The following is a 19,398-nucleotide window of genomic DNA, read 5'->3' on the forward strand; positions in this document are numbered from 1 at the left end:
TTGAATATTATTCAATACGTAATTTAATTACGTAATAAATAATTTAGTAAAATATGGGGTTAATTTATAACATAAATTAATGTTATTCATAAAAAATATTTTTTAGATAATTCCAGGAAATTAACGCACTGGAAATGTAGCTTTTTGTAAGGCTAAGTCGTCTTGAACGAGCTATTTTGCAAGGCTTGCTGAGCTCAGGTTTTTAGGAAAAGAACCTGAAAAATTGAAATATCCAGACCTTGGTTTTAAATTGATTTTTCACAAAGAAAGAAAAAACCCTTAAATGATTGAGGGCCTTACTGTGGGGAAGGAATTTAATCTGTCAGTTTTTCCACTTCTATACTTTCACGATAGATACTGGCAGCCTTTATACATTAGGAAAACACCAATTACCCCAGCCATCGCATTGACGATAGAAATGGAGTTTCCGACCATTAAGGTATTTTTAAAGTAGCAGTCTGTAATCAGTGCAAATGAAAAAAAGGCATATTTTCGACTTGGACATCGACAATTTTATAGACATTTTAGTGGCTTATAACAGCTACAAAGCATTTTATAAAATCTGCAGCAGATCAAGAAATACCTGCTATTACAATTCGAAGAATAAAAACACAACAAAGAAACTGGCCTTTTGCCAGCTTAGGTCGAATATAGAACGCATAGATAAATTTGTTTAGCCACTCAAAAGCGTAAAGCAGGGTTAAACAAATGCGTCATCTCTTAATCTCTAAGTAGAGGTGAGATCATGAATATTGCAAAAAATACCATTTGCCTTTGGTACGATCACGATGCTGAAGAGGCTGCACGCTTTTATGCAGAAACCTTTCCAGACTCGTCAGTAGGAGCAATAGTCCTTGCGCCTGGAGATTATCCGTCAGGAAAAGAGGGAGATGTCATTACAGTCAATTTTACGGTATTGGGTATTCCATGTATTGGTTTAAATGGTGGACCAGAATTTAAGCATAATGAAGCTTTTTCCTTTCAAGTGGCCACACAAGATCAGGAAGAAACGGACCGATACTGGAATGCGATTGTGAACAATAGTGGGCAAGAAAGTGAATGCGGCTGGTGTAAGGATAAATGGGGAATTTCCTGGCAGATTATCCCAATGGCTTTACTTGAAGCATCTTACAGTTCAGATCCTGCAGTAGCAAAAAGGGTATTTGATGCCATGCTTAAAATGAAGAAAATTGATGTAGCAATAATTCAGGCAGCGGTTCGTGGTTAAGTTATGTGGACTGATACAGCTTATATATCTGATGTTTCCGATGAAGCGAGTCACTTTATGAATAGACATAGATTGAGCTAAATTTTAAAAATCTCGCGCTTTTTATTTGTACCGACTCAGATTTAAACTTTAATGAATTGTCAGCTTGAGTTAAACAATACTTTTATAAAAAAGCCCTTGGATTTTTAGAGCCAAGGGCTCTAAATTTTCTGCCATAAGCTTGGTTTTACTGGCTTTTGGGAGCTTGATAGTGAGTAAGTTGCAAATTCATTATTAATCTTTATCAAGACAGAAATTGAGAATTTTATTTATAATTTTTATATATAAATAATAAGGATTAAAGCAGCTTAAATCATAAAATCTTGCAGCATAAAATTGTAATTGATTGAAAAGCTCAGCTTATAAATTAGCGCCATTCCTTCAAATTTTGATAGAAAAGGCTAAACCATTTTTTAAAAAACCGCGTATTATTTCTGCATTCTTTTTTAACATTGATGTTGAGACTATGATTCGCAATGACTGGACGCGTGACGAGATTCAGGCACTTTATGATCAACCACTGATGGATCTGCTATTTCAGGCACAGCAAATTCACCGTGAGCATTTTGATGCCAATACCGTACAGGTCAGCACCTTGCTCTCTATTAAAACCGGTCGTTGTCCGGAAGACTGTAAATACTGTTCCCAGTCTGCCCATTACGATACTGATCTGGAAATTGAAAAAAGAGTAGAGGTACAAAAAGCCATTGCTGAAGCAAAGCAGGCGAAAGAATCAGGATCGACCCGTTTCTGTATGGGCGCAGCATGGCGGAATCCGCACGAGCGCGATATGCCTTATGTACTGGAGTTGATCCAAGAAGTAAAAAAGCTGGGTATGGAAACCTGCATGACCTTAGGTATGTTGAATGCCTCCCAGGCAGAACGTTTAAAAGATGCTGGACTGGATTATTACAATCATAACCTCGACACTTCGCGTGAATACTACGCGAATGTCATTAGCACCCGAACTTTTGACGATCGCTTAAATACTTTAGACCATGTTCGTTCAGCTGGAATTAATGTATGTAGTGGCGGGATTGTCGGCTTGGGTGAAGGTAAACAGGACCGTGTGGGATTATTATTTGAACTGGCGACCATGCCAATTCACCCAGAATCGGTGCCAATTAATATGCTGGTGCCAATCGAAGGAACACCGCTCGCCGATGTAGAAAAACTGGATGTGATTGACTGGATCCGGACGATTGCCGTAGCACGTATCATCATGCCAAAAAGCTATATCCGTCTGTCTGCAGGCCGTGAATCTCTATCTGATTCCGATCAGGCCCTGGCATTCATGGCAGGTGCTAACTCACTGTTCTCAGGTGATAAATTACTGACTGCACCGAATAGTGGTGAAGGCAAGGACAAAGCCCTGTTTGCCAAACTAGGACTAAAAGCTGAAACACCGAAGAAAACCGGCCGTGAGCTTGCTATGGATGCCATGCAGCCTGCTTAAATTTTGCAGCTGTATATCAGGGATCATTCCGAAAGAGATTGGTCCCTTTTTTATTGAATAGATGACAAAAAATAGGGAACAAGATTGATGAAAATTCTGCTCATCAGCGGCTGGGGACTGGGGACTCAGGTACTGAATGAATTTGTACAGCAGCTAGAAGAGCAGTTAATGCCACAGCATCAGATCGAAGTCTGGGATATCTTTGATCCGAATAATGCAGCAATACTGGCAGAAAAAGTACAGGTTGCAGCTGATAAAGATGTACTGATTGGCTGGTCACTTGGTGGACAATTAGCTTTATTATTGGCTAATGCAATCTATCAGCAGATACAAGTCACCAAACCTGTAATTGCCTGTATGTCAAACCCCTGCTTTGTGGCACAAGAAAACTGGCCTCATGCTATGCCCAAAGTGCAGTATGAGCAATTTAAGCATGCGGTGATGTTACAACCTCAACAGGCTCTAAAACGTTTCTGTGCACTGGTTACTTTAGGTTCAGTAGCACCACGAGAACGAGCGAAACATTTACAAGAGCAATTGGTAAATATTGATTTATCCTATCAGCATTCTCATCTCTATCTTTTAGAACAATTAAATTTGGTAGATATCTTAAAAAGCTATCCTGGCAAGATGCTATTTATAAATTCTGAGAACGATATGTTAGTTCCCTACAAAGTTATACAAAATATTGCACATTTCAATGCAGATCATCTGAACTTGGTAAAAATTTCAGCTGCGCACGATGCTATCCTGTTCGATACCAGTTTGGTCATTGAGCCAATCTTGCAATTTTTACAAAAACTTAGTTAATCAGAAAAATGCTAAAGGTCAGCTAGATGTTCATTTCAGAATTAAACCGTTAAGATCAGGACAGCGCTATTGTTTAGGTTATTTTCCGTGCACGATTCTTTTGATCAGCAGCATATCTGGCATCCATATACTTCCATGACTCATCCTTTGCCTTGTTACAAGGTGAGGGCGGCACATGGTGCTGTAATTGAACTGGAAGATGGCACACAGCTGATTGACGGGATGTCGTCCTGGTGGTGCACGATCCATGGTTATAACCATCCAGAGCTGAATCAGGCGGTGCAGACCCAGTTGCAATCCATGTCCCATGTCATGTTTGGTGGCCTGACCCATCAGCCGGCGATTGATCTGGCTAAATTGCTGATTGAGATTACTCCAGAGCCACTGGATCGGATTTTCTATGCCGATTCCGGTTCGGTTGCTGTGGAAGTGGCTTTGAAAATGGCGGTGCAATACTGGCATGCCCGTGGTCAGGCACAGAAAAGCAATTTTGTGACTACACGTTCTGGCTATCATGGCGATACCTGGAATGCCATGTCAGTCTGCGATCCGGTCACGGGTATGCACCAGATTTTTGGTTCCAGTCTGCCAAACCGTTATTTTGTTCCGGCACCACAAAGCCGCTTTGATGGGGAATGGCAAGCTGATGATATCCAGCCACTGGAACAATTGTTAGCAGAAAAGCATGAACAGATTGCAGCCATGATCATTGAACCGATTGTGCAGGGAGCAGGTGGTATGCGCCTGTATCATCCAGAATACCTGCGCCAGGTACGTCAGCTGTGTGATCGTTACAATATTCTGTTAATTCTGGATGAAATCGCGACTGGTTTTGGTCGGAGCGGCAAACTGTTTGCCTGTGAACATGCGGGTGTTAGCCCGGATATCATGTGTCTGGGCAAGGCGCTGACTAGCGGTTATATGACTTTGTCAGCCACACTGACGACTGCGCATGTCGCAGAAACCATTTCCAGTGGTGAAGCAGGCGTATTTATGCATGGCCCGACCTTTATGGCGAATCCACTGGCCTGTGCAGTGGCACTCAAAAGCACCCAGCTTTTATTGTCACAGGACTGGCAGGCAAGAGTGCAACAGATTGAACAAGTATTAAAAGACCATTTACAGCCATTAAATGCCTTGCCGCAGGTTGCGGATATCCGCGTACTTGGCGCGATTGGAGTCGTGGAGTTACAGCAATCTGTTGATCTGGCTAGCTTCCAGGCAGAATGTGTACGCCGTGGCGTATGGATTCGTCCCTTTGGTCGGTTGGTCTATGTGATGCCACCATTTGTGATTTCTGCTGAACAACTTAAAACTTTACTGGTGCATATGTGCGAGATGATTCAGGCAATGGGAGCAACAGCATGAAGCATCTGGAATATTTTCAGCAGCAACTGGATGATTTGAAACAGCAGGGCCAGTATCGCCAGTTTAAGCAGGGGATTTCCAGCCAGCCTTATCTTCAGCTGAATGGAATTGAGATGCTGAATCTGGCATCCAATGACTATCTTGGTCTGGCGGCCGATCTGCAGCTGCGGGAAGAGTTTTTTGATCTGACACCGCTTGCTGAACGACAGATGAGTGCCAGTTCTTCGCGCCTGCTGACTGGAAATTTCCCGGCCTATGAACAGCTGGAGACCAGCATGGCGCAGGCTTTTGGTCGTTCGGTGCTGTTATTTAATAGCGGCTATCATATGAATATCGGGATTCTGCCAGCATTGGCGGATAGCAAGACCGTTATTATTGCCGACAAGCTGGTACATGCCAGCATCATTGATGGTATCCGTTTATCCAATGCCAGCTATGTACGCTACCGGCACAATGATCTGGAACATCTACAGCAGCTTTTAGTAAAGTATCAGGCAGATGAAAATATTCAGCGCATCATTGTCGTCACTGAATCCATTTTTAGTATGGATGGTGATGAAACGGATCTCGGTGCATTAGTGGCACTCAAACAGCAATTTGATAAGGTTATGCTGTATGTGGATGAAGCCCATGCCATTGGTGTGCGTGGTGAACACGGGCTGGGTTGTGCTGAGGAGTATCAGGTCATAGACCAGATTGACCTGCTGGTCGGGACTTTTGGCAAGGCGCTGGCTTCAGTCGGTGGCTATCTGGTCTGTCATCCGCTCATTCGTGAATATCTGATCAACAGCATGCGTCCGCTAATTTTTAGTACTGCACAGCCCCCAATCTGTATGGTCTGGACGCATTTTATTTTCCAGAAAATGCAAGCAATGAGGGAAGAGCGCCAACAGCTTGCCAGTCTGGCCAGTCGCTGTCATCAGGGCATTCAGGCCTTGGGTTATGTCTGTCCATCCAGTTCTCAAATTGTACCGGTAATTATTGGCGATGCAGCTAAAACCGTCGCTGCAGCAGAATATGTACAGCAAAAAGGTTTTTATGTCCTGCCAGTACGTCCACCGACTGTACCTAAAAACACTTCCAGATTGCGAATCTGTTTACATCAGCAGGTCAGTCCGGCACAGTTGCAACAGTTGCAGGATGCTCTGCAGGAGTTGCCACGATGAAAACTGATCAGGTCGCGCAGCGCTTTGCTCAGGCACAGTCTAGCTATGAACAGCATGCTATTGCCCAGCGTCGGGTAGCAATGGAACTGGTCCAGTATATGCAAGCGCATATTCCGGTAAATTTACAGCGTATCCTGGAAATTGGCTGTGGTTCAGGTCTGTTTACCCGCCAGCTGATGCAGCATTACAGTTTCGACCAGTTGTTTTTAAATGACCTTTATCCAGAAGTTAAACAGCATTTTGAGGAAGATGGCCGGATTTACTGGGGAATTGGCAATATTGAAACTTTGCCACTGCCACAATCGCTGGATCTGGTGGTGTCCTGTTCTGCCTTGCAATGGGTGCAGCATCTGGACGCTTTATTTGTGAAAATTTATCAGGCTTTAAATCCCTCTGGTTTGTTCTGCTTTGCCAGCTATGCACAGGATAATTTAAAAGAAATTAAGGTACTAACTGGACAGGGGCTGGAATATCGCTCACCTCCACAAATGGTTGAACTGCTGGAATCTTGTGGTTTTGAGGTCCTGATGCAGGAGGAACAGCATCTGATTCTGGAGTTTGAACATCCTCGCGAGGTACTGAAACATATCAAAGCCACCGGCGTACAGGCAACGGCAGAGGGTTTCCGCTGGAGCAAATCTTCCTTACAGCTTTTTTATGAGCGATATCAAAAATTCCAGCTATCAGATAGCCAGAAGTATCCTTTGACCTATCACCCGATTTATCTCATTGCACGGAAGCACCCATGAACGCAAACATCTATTTTGTCAGCGGTATAGATACCGGTATTGGCAAGACCTATGCCACCGGTTTTCTGGCCAAAATCTGGAATGCGCAGGGCATTCGTACTATCACCCAGAAGTTGATCCAGACTGGCAACACTGATCTGTCTGAAGATATCGAACAGCATCGCAAGATTATGGGCTGCGGCTTGCTGCCAGAAGATCAGCAAAAGCTGACTATGCCGGAAATTTATAGCTATCCGGCATCGCCCCATCTGGCAGCACGTTTGGACCAGCGTCCAGTAGATTTTCAAAAAATTGAACAGGCTACACAGCAACTGGCCGCACAGTTTGACCGTGTTCTGCTGGAAGGAGCAGGTGGCCTGATGGTACCACTAACAGAAGACCTGCTCACCGTAGACTATATTGCCGCACAGCAGTTTCCTGTTATTCTGGTGACCTCAGGTCGTCTTGGCAGTATCAACCACACTCTGCTCAGTCTGGAACTGCTCAAGCAGCGTAAGATTGAGCTGTATGCGCTGGCATTTAACCATGCCGATGATGCTCAGGATGCAGTCATTGCACAGGATACTATTCAGTATCTGCAGCAATGTTTGCAAAAGGATTTTCCAAATGCACAGTGGCTAGATATTCCGGTATTTCAGGAAATCTGAATTTCTGTTTTAGCCTGGTAGTATGGCGCTATGCAATAAAGAAAATTCATCTGAAACAGTTTCTGTTGACCGGAATTGAGCTATCGAGAATGTGAAATTTATAGCGTATTGCAACAAAAGCCAGCCTGATCCGGACAGGGTGGTCATTCAGCTAAACTTTTTTCTGCCAGAAAATATTTTAAGTTGAAGCGTAGCTCTCTGTCTGATCCTGCTACTGTAACAAGATGAAATTCTCAATTTAGATATTATTTTTGTGGCTCGGCGCATTCCTGTTCAAAGTATGCGGTTGTGCTTTTCCTGAGATGAATAAGCTCTGGAACATGAAAATTAATTTCTTATATTCAAAAATCTATAAAAATTAAGAATAGGCCTCTTTCATAAATCAAAAAACAAACAGTCTCTTGCTGATTATTTGTACCGAAGAATTTTAAATATTCATGCATAATCTGCGGATGAAATACATCGATTCAAAGAAGCTTTCTGATCCTCAGTTCAAGCGATACACAGGCATCTCATGGTCAACTTTCTATTTGATGGTTGAGCAATTGCAGAAGCATGTCTCTGCCAAAGGCAGACTGCCCAAGTTAAGCCTGGAGGATCAGGTCCTGCTCTGTCTGAGCTATTGGCGGGAATACCGAACCTTATTTCACGTTGCGACGAGTTACGGGGTTTCAGAGCCCACAGCCTCAAGAATTGTCCGTCATGTTGAAGACTGCCTGATTCGGTCCAATCTGTTTAATTTACCCAAAGATTTACCCGAGGGCGAAGGCATCGACTGGAATGTTGTAATCGTGGATGCCACGGAAATTCCAATCCAAAGGCCTAAAAAAACAGAAGAAAAGCTATAGCGGCAAGAAAAAGACCCATACCTTTAAAGTACAGGCCATGATTCACTACAAAACTCAGCAAATTCTGAGTTTATGTACGAGTCGTGGTGCAGTGCATGATTTCGAGTTGTTCAAACGCAATTTAAACCAGATTCCTTTTGGGGCTTTTATCCCTGCAGATAAAGGCTATCAGGGGATTTATGTGTTGTATCCGAATAGCCTGTTGCCATTAAAAGCCAAAAGACACTGTAAATTGGATCCTGAATTGAAAATCTATAATCAAGAAATCAATAAAAGAAGAATCGGAATTGAGCATGTATTTGGCAGCCTGAAAACCTTCAAAATCCTTGCTGAGCGTTATCGAAATAGAGGTAAAAGGCTTGGTTTGAGATTCAATTTAATCGCTGGAATCTACAACTTGGAACTGAGCAAAAAATGATTTATGAAAGAGGTCTATTGAAATTCGATTTAATAATTTTTTAGTCAATAAAATAAAAGCTTAAGTTTAGAGATATAGCTAAATTTAGCTTATTTTTATTTAACTCTTATATTTTATTTTCAAATTTTATAGGTATGGCAATTCTACCATTTTTATAAAAAAATGGAGAAAGCTTGGAAGGACTATATGTCCTCTATGAGGGAGCAACTTATAGACAAGAGAGATTGAATAGTTCAGAAATTGAATTCACTAATTAATAGAAAGAGAAATAAAGAATCTATTAAGGATGAGTGGGGAAATAAGTGAGAAGATAACCACTTTCTTAAATGGGATAAAAAATAAGAATGGTTTTAAGTACTGTGAAAGGATTTAAGGCAGGAATCATTGCCTTGGCTATAGGATGGAGCGTTCAGGCAAATGCAGATGACACAAAGGGAAATTATATTAAGGCTGCTATTGATCAGTCATTCAAGCCGCTCATGCAACAATATGATGTATTGGGAATGGCAGTCGGGGTGATTTATCAGGGAAAAAATCATGAATACTATTATGGCCTGCAATCTCATATCGACCATAAAGCTGTAAATCGGCAAACAATTTTTGAATTAGGTTCTGTAAGTAAAATTTTTACGGGCATTGCAGGGGGCTATGCCAAGAGTCAGAGCCAAGCTTTCTTTTAATGATCATCCAGCTAAGTATTGGCCTGATTTAAAGAATTCAGAAATCAACAAAGTCAGTTTGCTGGAATTAGCCACTTATACGAGTGGCAATTTACCTTTGCAATTTCCGGATCAGGTTAAGACAGAACAGCAAGTTTTAGAGTATTTCCAAGATTGGCAGGTTAAGCATCCGCCTGGCCAATATCGGCAATATTCAAATCCCAGTATTGGCTTATTTGGTGAGTTAAGTGCAAGATCAATGAATGTTCCTTTTAGCGTATTGCTGGAACAGACGATTTTTCCAAAACTCAATTTAAAGAATACCTATATTAATGTTCCGAAAGCACAAAGGGTTCATTATGCTTTTGGTTATGATCAGAACAATCATCCGGTGCGAGTAACCCCGGGAGCTTTGGATGCCCAGGCCTATGGAGTGAAATCTACACTTCCCGATATGCTGAAATTATTAGATGCCAATCTGAATCCGAAAAAGAACAAGACTGATATTAAACAAGCGCTTCTGGAAACTCATCATGGATATTTTAAGCTTGGAAAAATGACCCAAGCACTCGGTTGGGAGAACTTTTCATATCCGACGACGCTCGATATTTTGCTGGAAAGTAATTCTGAAAAAGTCGTGATGCAAGCAAATCGGGTAGTCAAAAATACTGTTCAGGAAAAATCACAAGTTTTTCATAAAACTGGTTCAACCAATGGCTTTGGAACCTATGTGCTGTTTATTCCGGAAGAAAATTTTGGACTGGTGATGATGATGAATAAAAAAATTCCCAATGCAGAGCGAATTAAGGCAGCCTATCAAGTCTTTCAGTCCATAAAAAACAGTTAAGTTTATTAAGCCTGAGTAGAAGGAAATGTCTCATGATTTTTGAGCTAGGGTATTTCCTTCTTTTGAAAAGAGGTTGATTCTTAAACTCTAACTGAAGTAAAAGCCTCCTAATTTCGGAGGTTTTTATTTTGTATCGATAAGAGTGGTAGATTTTACTGGTTGAGAAAAATTCATCCTATAAATTTTAAAATGAAATTTAATAATATTAAAGTTCAAAATAGGGTAAGCTTATTTAATTAAGATTGAATCAGATTAGATAGATTTCAGGTCATTCATGTTAGAACTTCGTCATTTAAAAACCTTAGTCGCGTTACGGGAACATGGTTCACTGGTTGCAGCAGCAGGAGATCTTTGTCTCACGCCTTCAGCTTTATCCCATCAGCTTCGTGAATTAGATCAATGGTTCGGAGTCGAAATCGTCAATCGCCGTAGTCGCCCGGTCAGTTTTTCCAATGTCGGGCAGCGCTTACTGAAGCTGGCAGATGATATTTTGCCTCAAGTCCATGTTGCACAGAGTGATATCATTCGCATTGTGCATGGGCAGACAGGACGGATCATTTTTTCTTCCGAATGCCATAGCTGTTTCGACTGGTTGATGCCTTTACTGAATCAATATCGTATTCAATATCCAGATGTAGATTTGGATTTCGCTTCTGGCTTTGAGGCCAATCCGCATGAACTGTTACAAACTGGGGAATTCGATCTACTTATTACCGCCGATCCGATTGAACTAAAGGGCATAGAGTATTTCCCGATTTTTGAATATGAATCGCGTCTGGTTCTTTCTAATACCCATCCTTTAGTGCGTTCCCAAAGTATTAGCGTCCAGGAATTGGCGGAAGAAACACTGATTACTTATCCAGTGGATAAGCACCGTCTGGACATCATGTCACATCTGTTTATTCCAGCGAATATTTTACCGAAACAGATTCGAACCACCGACTTAACTCAAATGTTAATTCAGCTGGTTGCCAGTGGTCGGGGAATTGCAGCCTTGCCAGATTGGGTAGTGAATGAATATGAACAAAAGGGCTGGGTGACTTCATGCCGTTTGGAGTGTGTAGCACCTAAAGGATTACGTCGGACTTTATATGCAGGTTATCGAACTGAAGAAAAGCAGAAAGATTATTTCGAAGGATTTTTAAAGCAGCTTGACCGATTCTCTAAAAAGAGAACCACATATTATGATTAAGGGGTGATTAAGGTTTCTTCTCGACTCTTTAAAAATATTCTTTCAGATGATGCTCTCGGCCAATTAGATCAATAAATATACAATTCTAAAACAGGCTTATCTTAATTTTGGGTGAAAGATGGGAAGAATAGGACTCAACTAATAGATGAGATATTGAAGAGTTCTTAAGTAGTCTAAAACCTATTCTGAAAGAAGAGGTGAGATCATGAATATCGCAAAGAATACCATTTGTCTTTGGTATGATCATGATGCTGAAGAAGCTGCACGATTTTATGCAGAAACTTTTCCAAATTCATCTGTAGGTGCCATCGTTCTTGCACCTGGAGATTATCCCTCTGGTAAAGCAGGTGATGTCATCACAGTAGACTTTACCGTACTAGGTATTCCATGTATTGGTTTAAATGGAGGACCTGTATTTCAACATAATGAATCTTTCTCATTTCAAGTCGCCACAGAGGATCAGGAAGAAACTGACCGCTATTGGAATGCGATCGTCAATAATGGTGGTCAGGAAAGTGAATGCGGATGGTGTAAGGATAAATGGGGAGTATCTTGGAAAATCATCCCTAAAGCTTTACTTGAAGCGTCATACAGTTCAGACCGTGATGTTGCTAAAAGAGCCTTTGATGCCATGATGACTATGAAGAAAAGTGATGTCGCTGCAATTGAAGCTGCCATCCGAGGCTAAGAAGTAGTGTTGATATCAATTATTTGATGCAATGCATTTAGTTCAAGCTTTTGACCTTATTACTTATCTAAAGTGAAAGGTCATTGTTAATAATCAGAAGTTCATCCTTTAAGGTATAACCAGTGAGTTGCTTATGGCGGCCGCTGGCTAAAATCTATTTAAGCCTTCACAATAAATAATTTTTCTTTTTTAAAATAAGTAGATGAAACTCGAAGATATCTCTGAAGGTGAAGATTCATATTTGAAATATTTGGCTTAATGTAAGATGATAAAATAGTAAGTGGCTAAAATTTAAAATCTTATTTCATCAGCTAGAAGAACGAGAAAGACATGCCTCATTCCCATCATCATGAAAAACACTATATACAACGTTCTGGCTGGTTGCGTGCCGCAGTGCTTGGTGCCAATGATGGAATTATTTCCGTGACCAGTCTGGTTGTTGGGATGGCAGCCAGTGGTGCTTCCTCACAAACACTTTTGATTGCTTGTGTTGCTGGCCTGATTTCTGGTGCAGCCTCGATGGCAGCTGGGGAATATATCTCGGTCAAATCGCAACAGGATATTGAAAAAAATGATCTCGCCATGGAAGAGCGGGAATTAAATCTGCATCCCGTACATGAATTAAAAGAGCTAAAAAATATTTATATCAAGCGAGGTTTAGAAGCTGATCTGGCCGAAGAAGTGGCAAAACAGCTTACTGCACATAATGCATTGGATGCGCATGCGCGTGATGAAATTGGAATTCTGGAACAGACAGCTGCCCGGCCCTTTACGGCGGCATTTTCTTCAGCATCAGCATTTACGGTAGGTTCTTTATTTCCATTGGTATCCATTTTGGTTTTGCCTTCACATTTGCTAGATCAGGGCGTCATGCTGGTGGGAGTGCTTAGTCTGGGAATGATGGGAGCATTAGCCAGTTATGCAGGTGGTGGCAGCATGTGGAAAGGCGCACTGCGTGTCATGATTTGGGGCATCGTTGCCATGCTATTCAGTTTCTGGATTGGCTCTCTATTTAATATTGCTACCACCTAATCATTTAAAAAATATGGAATAAATTTTTATTAATCTAGATATATCCAAAATTTAATTGAAGTAGATAACTTGAAATTAAAATTTTCCAAATTTAATTGTATTAGACACATTTAGATGCTTAATTAGCTAACTCATTTAAAAAATTTAAATTTTAACTACAAGTTTTTCTTTAATTAAAAATACTTAGTTTAATTATGTTCTTCCTTGCACTAAAGCTGTGCCAAAAGGTGCATTGAAGTGGCAATTTTAAAATCCAAATATAAATATGCTGAGAAAAATAAGAGAGAGCTTGGTTCTCAGTCACTATAATTTAGAAAAAATATAAAAGTACCTCTCGATAATTAATATAAATACAAATACTTATTCGTATAACTATTTTATTGGCACGCTTTGTGCTTATTAGAATTTGAGTCAAAGACGACTCTAAAGAAATTTGTAAGACGGCCAATGACGTCCGTTCTGATCGCATCTGGTGTGCAGCGATTCGCATAGCAGATAAGCCTATACGTTCAGTTCTGGAAGGAGATGGTGATGTCTTCAAATTTATATGAAAAGAAAGCAACAAAAATAAGTCTTTTGAATTTCAGCAGCGCAGCAATGAGAGCCTTCCATATGAGTTGGCTCGCGTTTTTTGTCTGCTTCTTTGCCTGGTTCGCCTGTGCACCGCTGATGCCTGTAATCGCAGGTGAATTCAGCTTAACCAAAGATCAAATCGCCAATATCAATATTACAGCAGTCGCAATCACCATTCTGGTTCGACTGATTGTCGGTCCGCTATGTGACAAATATGGTCCACGGAAAACCTATACCGCATTACTCGTGCTCGGCAGTATCCCGGTTTTTGGTGTTGCCTCTGCGAATAGCTATGAATCCTTCCTGTTTTTCCGCTTACTGATTGGTGCCATTGGTGCCAGTTTCGTCATTACCCAATATCACACCAGCATCATGTTTGCGCCGAATGTAGTGGGTACAGCGAATGCAGCATCTGCAGGCTGGGGTAATGCCGGTGGTGGTGCGACTCAAGCTCTAATGCCATTACTTCTGGCTGCACTGGTAATGTTCGGTGTTGAACAGGCGATGGGCTGGAGAATTGCCTTAATTGTTCCAGGCCTGATGATGCTGATTGTCGGTGCCTTGTACTGGAAATTCACTCAGGACTGCCCACAAGGCAACTTTAAAGAACTGCGTGCAGCAGGAATTCAGGTTGGTAGCGAGAAAAAAGGTGGCATGGCAATTCTGATGCATGCTGCACGTAACTACCGTGTCTGGATTCTATTTGGCGCTTATGCGGCCTGTTTCGGTATCGAAATCTTCATTCATAACATCGTAGCTATGTACTACGTAGAAAACTTCAGCTTTGGTTTAAAAGAAGCAGGTATGACGGCCGGGATCTTCGGTCTGCTAGCACTGTTTGCCCGTGCACTGGGCGGCATTGTTTCAGATAAAGTCGCCATCAAAAAAGGCTTGGACGGACGTACCAAAGTGCTGTTTGCCATGATCTTGATGGAAGGCTTATTCCTGATTTTATTCTCGCAAATGAACAGTGCCATGCTGGCCATCATCACAATGACTGTCTTCGCATTATTTACCCACATGGCATGTGGTGCAACGTATGCGCTGGTGCCATTTATTGACCGTGATGCCTTAGGTGGTGTGGCCGGCATTATCGGTGCAGGCGGTAACGTGGGTGCGGTCGCAGCAGGATTCTTACTCAAAGGTATGCTGGATATTCAAACTTGCCTGATGGCGCTTGGCGGCCTGGTCGTGATTGCAGCAAGTTTTGTTCTGATGATTCGCTTCTCGGTTGAGCATAAGGCCAAAGAGCAAAAGCTATATGAAGAAGCTGTTCTTGAACGAAACAACCTGGCTTAAAACACAAGATACAAGATTTAGAAAATTTAGGAGAAGGAATATGAAACTGGTAATGATTGGCCATGGCATGGTAGGACACAAATTTATTGAATCTGTGCTTGAGCATGCAGGTGATGACGTTGAAATCACGATTCTGGCAGAAGAGCCGCGTCTGGCTTATGACCGTGTGCATTTAACTGAATATTTCACTGGAAAATCAGCCAAGGATTTAACCCTTTGCCGTAACGATTTTGCAGATGCGTATGGAATTGATCTGCGTTTGAGTACCAAAGCGACTGCAATCGATACTGTTAATAAAACAGTCACCACTAATCATGGCGATGTGATTACTTATGACAAACTAGTTTTAGCTACCGGCTCCTATGCTTTTGTTCCACCAATTCCAGGCAACGACCGTGAAAACTGCTTTGTTTACCGTACCATTGAAGATCTGGATGCAATCCGTGCAGCGAGTCTGAATGCCAAAAACGGTGTCGTGATTGGTGGTGGTTTGCTGGGTCTGGAAGCGGCAAAAGCGCTGCGTGACCTGAATCTGGAAACGCATGTGGTCGAATTCGCACCACGTCTAATGGCAGTTCAGATTGATGATCTTGGCGGTAAAGTATTACGCAGCAAAATCGAAGATCTAGGCGTTAAAGTCCATACCCAAAAAGCTACCTCGTCTATTGAAGATGGCGTAAATGCTAAACATGTGATGAAGTTCGGTGATGGCGCTGAGCTGGAAACAGACATCATCCTGTTCTCTGCAGGGATCCGTCCACGTGACGAACTGGCACGTCAAAGTGGCCTGGCGATTGGTGAGCGCGGCGGGATCATGATCAATGATTACTGCCAGACTTCGAACTCGGACATTTACGCAATTGGTGAATGTGCACTGTGGAATAACAAGATTTTTGGTCTGGTTGCTCCAGGCTACGACATGGCACGTATTGCTGCGAAACATGTCCTGCAAGAAGAATGTGCAGCATTTGCTGGCGCAGACATGAGCACCAAGTTGAAACTTATGGGCGTTGATGTTGCATCAGTTGGCGATGCACATGCCATGACACCAGGTTCACTAAGCTACTTCTATGCCGATGAAGCGGCACAGATCTACAAAAAAATAGTGGTCAATGCAGAAAAAACCAAACTGCTCGGTGCAGTGCTGGTCGGTTGTGCCAAAGAATATAACGACCTGCTGCAAATGATGCTGAATGGTCTGGAAATTCCAGAAAATCCGGAAAGCCTGATCATGCCGGGCTTTGATCAAGCGACTGCAAAAGCAGGCGGTAGCGGTGTAGATCTGCTCCCAGACAGCGCAACGATCTGTTCATGTAATAACGTATCTAAAGCGGATATCTGTTCAGCGATTGCCGATGGTTCAACTTCACTAGGCGCTCTGAAAAAATGCACCAAAGCAGCTACTGCATGTGGTGGTTGTGCACCTTTAGTCACTCAAGTATTGAAGTCTGAACTGCAACGCCAAGGCGTGACAGTGAATAACCATCTGTGTGAACACTTTGCTTATTCACGCCAAGAGCTGTATCACCTGGTGCGCGTCAATGAGATCAAAACTTTTGATGACCTGATCCAGCAACATGGTCATGGTCTGGGCTGTGATATCTGTAAGCCAACAGTGGCCAATATTCTTGCATCTTGCTGGAACGACTTTGTCCTGAAACCAAGCCATGCCGGCCTGCAAGACAGTAACGACTACTACCTCGGTAACATTCAAAAAGATGGTACTTACTCTGTCGTTCCTCGTATGGCAGGTGGTGAAGTCACTCCAGATGGTCTGATCGTAATTGGTCAAATTGCTAAAGAATATGGTCTGTACACCAAATTGACTGGCGGCCAGCGTGTCGATATGTTTGGTGCGCAACTGCATCAATTACCAGAAATCTGGGAAAAACTGATCAATGCCGGTTTTGAATCGGGGCATGCTTACGGTAAATCGCTGCGTACCGTTAAATCTTGTGTCGGTAGCACCTGGTGCCGTTATGGTGTAGATGATTCTGTGGGCTTGGCGATCTATCTGGAAAACCGTTACAAAGGTCTGCGTTCTCCACACAAACTGAAAATGGCGGTATCTGGCTGTACTCGTGAATGTGCCGAAGCACAAAGCAAAGACGTCGGTGTGATTGCCACTGAAAAAGGCTGGAACCTCTATGTCTGCGGTAACGGCGGTATGAAACCGCGTCATGCTGAACTACTGGCTTCTGACCTGGATACTCAAACCCTGATCCGTTATATCGACCGTTTCTTCATGTTCTATATCCAGACGGCTGATCGTCTGCAACGTACTTCAGTATGGCGCGACAATCTCGAAGGTGGCCTGGATTATCTGAAAGATGTCATCGTGAATGACTCGCTTGGTCTGGCAGCAGAACTCGAGCGTCGTATGGAGCATGTGGTGGGCACTTATCAGGATGAATGGCGTACTGCAGTTGAAGATCCAGAAGTCCGTAAACGTTTCAAAACCTTTATTAATGCCAAGGCTGAACAGCAAAACGATCCGCACGTTCAATTTACTGAAGTGCGCGGTCAGATCCGTCCAAAAACTGAAGCTGAACGCAATGCCAGCCGTATTCCGGTAGTTGAAGCCTGATTCAAAGAATAAAGGAGCAAGAATATGACAATGTTTAAAGATATGAATGAACTGAATTGGGTTGAAGTGTGTGCACTGGATGACATCACGCCTAATACTGGCGTTGCAGCGTTGGTGGAAGATCAGCAAATTGCGATCTTTCGTGTAGGTTCAGAAAAACGTGTTTATGCACTCAGTAACCAGGATCCATTTAGTAAAGCATTTGTGATGTCACGCGGCATCATTGGTGACTTGCAAGGCGAGCGTGTTGTCGCTTCACCAATTTACAAGCAGCATTTTAGTTTGGCGACTGGCCGCTGCCTGGAAGATAAAGATCAAAAACTGCTGGTTTTTCCAAACAAAATTGAAAATGGCAAGGTGTTCATTAGCCCCGTGCCACAAAAAACCTATATCACCAACAACGGTGTTTCACCGGAAAAAATGAAACTGGTACTGGTCGGTAATGGTCTGGCAGGCATGCGCTGTCTGGAAGATCTGCTGGATATGGCACCAGAACGTTATGAAATTACTGTGATTGGTGAAGAGCCTTGGGGCAACTACAACCGCATCATGCTGTCGCCAGTGCTTTCTGGCGAGAAAACCATTGATGACATCATGCTGCATCCACATGCCTGGTATGCCGACAAAGGTATCCGTCTGATTGCTGGTGATCCAGCAGTACGTATTGATCGTCCGCGTAAGCAGGTGTATACCGAAAAAGGCGAAATGATCAGTTATGACCGTTTGATTCTGGCGACGGGTTCCAAGCCATTTGTTCCGCCAATTCCAGGTAGCGACTTAAAGGGCGTACTTAGCTTCCGCGACATTTATGACGTGAACAACATGCTGGACTACTGCAAAACCAAACAAAATGCGGTCGTCATCGGCGGTGGCTTACTGGGCCTGGAAGCTGCTTATGGCCTGAAACAGCAAGGCATGAATGTCACAGTATTGCACCTGATGGATCGTATCATGGATCGTCAGCTGGACAGCAAAGCCAGTCAGATGCTGAAAACAGCGATTGAGCAGAAAGGTATCACCATCCTGACTGAAGCCAATACCGAATGCTTAATTGGTGAAGAAGGTCATGTGACCCAAGTGAAACTAAAAGATGGCACCGTGCTGGCTGCTGATTTGGTGGTCTTCGCAGTTGGTATTCGTCCAAATATCGCATTGGCGCAAAGTGCCGGTCTGCGTTGCAACCGTGGTGTGCTAGTGAATGACACCATGCAGACTTTTGACCCAAGTATTTATGCGATGGGTGAATGTATCGAGCACCGTGGTCAAACCTTTGGTCTGGTTGAACCACTTTGGGGCCAGGCGTTCATTTGTGCATCACATCTGGCCGAGCATGGCAGCCTGACCTTTAAATCGCCAACGGTTCCGACTCAGCTGAAAGTGAGTGGTTGTGATGTGTTCTCTGCAGGTGACTTCGAACCAAAAGATGATTTTGAAGATATCGTACTGAATGATGAAAAGCGTCAGATCTATAAACGCATTATTATTCAAAAGGATAAAGTCATTGGTGCGGTGCTGTTTGGTGATACGGAAGACGGTACCTGGTATGCCGAACTGATTGCAGATCAAACCCCAATTGCAACGATTCGTAACAAGCTGCTTTTTGGTCGGGATTTTGCATTAAAGAAAGCAGGGTAAAAAATTAATTTGTCATGGTGAAACCAAGATCCGCGGAAACGTCATCCGCAACTGTTTGAGCCAAGACAAAATATGAAAATGAATGTTTCTGCGACCTTTTTGATACATGCCGGATGAGGGCGAGTTTTGCGGATCTTACACCACAGTGTGGCTCAGG

At 42.8% G+C, this 19,398-nt stretch carries 15 protein-coding genes and 2 pseudogenes; 16 read left to right on the forward strand and 1 reads right to left on the reverse strand.

The window, feature by feature from the left end; translation table 11 throughout:
* Nucleotides 1-314: 314 nt before the first annotated feature.
* Nucleotides 315-471: pseudogene (locus tag O4M77_RS15910) on the reverse strand (MFS transporter); the annotation flags it as partial.
* A 274-nt stretch (nt 472-745) separates the two neighbouring features.
* Here O4M77_RS15910 and O4M77_RS03620 point away from each other — a divergent pair.
* The 16 genes and pseudogenes from O4M77_RS03620 to nirD all read left to right on the forward strand — a co-directional run bounded on the left by O4M77_RS03620 (nt 746) and on the right by nirD (nt 19,241).
* Nucleotides 746-1,228 carry a VOC family protein gene (locus O4M77_RS03620; RefSeq protein ID WP_004783184.1) on the forward strand — a complete coding sequence of 161 codons (483 nt, stop codon included), beginning with the start codon at nt 746-748 and terminating at the stop codon, nt 1,226-1,228.
* A 505-nt stretch (nt 1,229-1,733) separates the two neighbouring features.
* Nucleotides 1,734-2,723, forward strand: a complete 990-nt coding sequence (bioB, locus tag O4M77_RS03625; protein WP_034590041.1) for a biotin synthase BioB — start codon at nt 1,734-1,736, stop codon at nt 2,721-2,723.
* 87 nt (nt 2,724-2,810) lie between these two features.
* The gene (locus O4M77_RS03630) at nt 2,811-3,533 is read left to right on the forward strand and encodes an alpha/beta hydrolase (protein WP_262737715.1); all 723 of its coding nucleotides are present in this window, start codon (nt 2,811-2,813) and stop codon (nt 3,531-3,533) included.
* A gap of 87 nt (nt 3,534-3,620) precedes the next feature.
* Nucleotides 3,621-4,901, forward strand: coding sequence for an adenosylmethionine--8-amino-7-oxononanoate transaminase (bioA, locus tag O4M77_RS03635; RefSeq protein ID WP_034589968.1), 1,281 nt, complete (start codon nt 3,621-3,623; stop codon nt 4,899-4,901).
* Nucleotides 4,898-6,067 carry an 8-amino-7-oxononanoate synthase gene (locus O4M77_RS03640; RefSeq protein WP_004783177.1) on the forward strand — a complete coding sequence of 390 codons (1,170 nt, stop codon included), beginning with the start codon at nt 4,898-4,900 and terminating at the stop codon, nt 6,065-6,067. Before bioA ends, O4M77_RS03640 begins: the two co-directional genes overlap by 4 nt.
* Nucleotides 6,064-6,816, forward strand: coding sequence for a malonyl-ACP O-methyltransferase BioC (gene bioC / locus O4M77_RS03645; protein ID WP_004783174.1), 753 nt, complete (start codon nt 6,064-6,066; stop codon nt 6,814-6,816). The genes O4M77_RS03640 and bioC overlap by 4 nt, the downstream gene beginning before the upstream one ends.
* The gene (gene bioD / locus O4M77_RS03650; protein ID WP_004783173.1) at nt 6,813-7,463 is read left to right on the forward strand and encodes a dethiobiotin synthase; all 651 of its coding nucleotides are present in this window, start codon (nt 6,813-6,815) and stop codon (nt 7,461-7,463) included. The genes bioC and bioD overlap by 4 nt, the downstream gene beginning before the upstream one ends.
* Before the next feature lie 452 nt (nt 7,464-7,915).
* Complete coding sequence (locus O4M77_RS03655) at nt 7,916-8,311, forward strand: transposase family protein (RefSeq protein ID WP_323713847.1); 396 nt, start codon at nt 7,916-7,918, stop codon at nt 8,309-8,311.
* Complete coding sequence (locus tag O4M77_RS03660) at nt 8,259-8,729, forward strand: IS5/IS1182 family transposase (protein WP_004783171.1); 471 nt, start codon at nt 8,259-8,261, stop codon at nt 8,727-8,729. The genes O4M77_RS03655 and O4M77_RS03660 overlap by 53 nt, the downstream gene beginning before the upstream one ends.
* A 344-nt stretch (nt 8,730-9,073) precedes the next feature.
* Nucleotides 9,074-10,235: pseudogene (gene ampC / locus O4M77_RS03665) on the forward strand (class C beta-lactamase).
* A 274-nt stretch (nt 10,236-10,509) separates the two neighbouring features.
* Nucleotides 10,510-11,427, forward strand: a complete 918-nt coding sequence (locus O4M77_RS03670; RefSeq protein WP_323713848.1) for a LysR family transcriptional regulator — start codon at nt 10,510-10,512, stop codon at nt 11,425-11,427.
* A gap of 205 nt (nt 11,428-11,632) precedes the next feature.
* Complete coding sequence (locus tag O4M77_RS03675) at nt 11,633-12,115, forward strand: VOC family protein (RefSeq protein WP_323713849.1); 483 nt, start codon at nt 11,633-11,635, stop codon at nt 12,113-12,115.
* A gap of 330 nt (nt 12,116-12,445) precedes the next feature.
* Nucleotides 12,446-13,147, forward strand: coding sequence for a VIT family protein (locus tag O4M77_RS03680; RefSeq protein ID WP_323713850.1), 702 nt, complete (start codon nt 12,446-12,448; stop codon nt 13,145-13,147).
* Between the two features lie 531 nt (nt 13,148-13,678).
* Complete coding sequence (locus O4M77_RS03685; protein WP_323713851.1) at nt 13,679-15,019, forward strand: MFS transporter; 1,341 nt, start codon at nt 13,679-13,681, stop codon at nt 15,017-15,019.
* A gap of 40 nt (nt 15,020-15,059) precedes the next feature.
* Nucleotides 15,060-17,606, forward strand: a complete 2,547-nt coding sequence (gene nirB / locus O4M77_RS03690; RefSeq protein WP_323713852.1) for a nitrite reductase large subunit NirB — start codon at nt 15,060-15,062, stop codon at nt 17,604-17,606.
* A gap of 24 nt (nt 17,607-17,630) precedes the next feature.
* Nucleotides 17,631-19,241 (forward strand): nitrite reductase small subunit NirD, encoded by a 1,611-nt coding sequence (gene nirD / locus O4M77_RS03695; RefSeq protein ID WP_323713853.1) that lies wholly within the window; start codon nt 17,631-17,633, stop codon nt 19,239-19,241.
* Nucleotides 19,242-19,398 lie beyond the last annotated feature (157 nt).

The sequence above is a fragment of the Acinetobacter sp. YWS30-1 genome (assembly GCF_033558715.1).
Taxonomy (GTDB): Bacteria; Pseudomonadota; Gammaproteobacteria; order Pseudomonadales; family Moraxellaceae; genus Acinetobacter.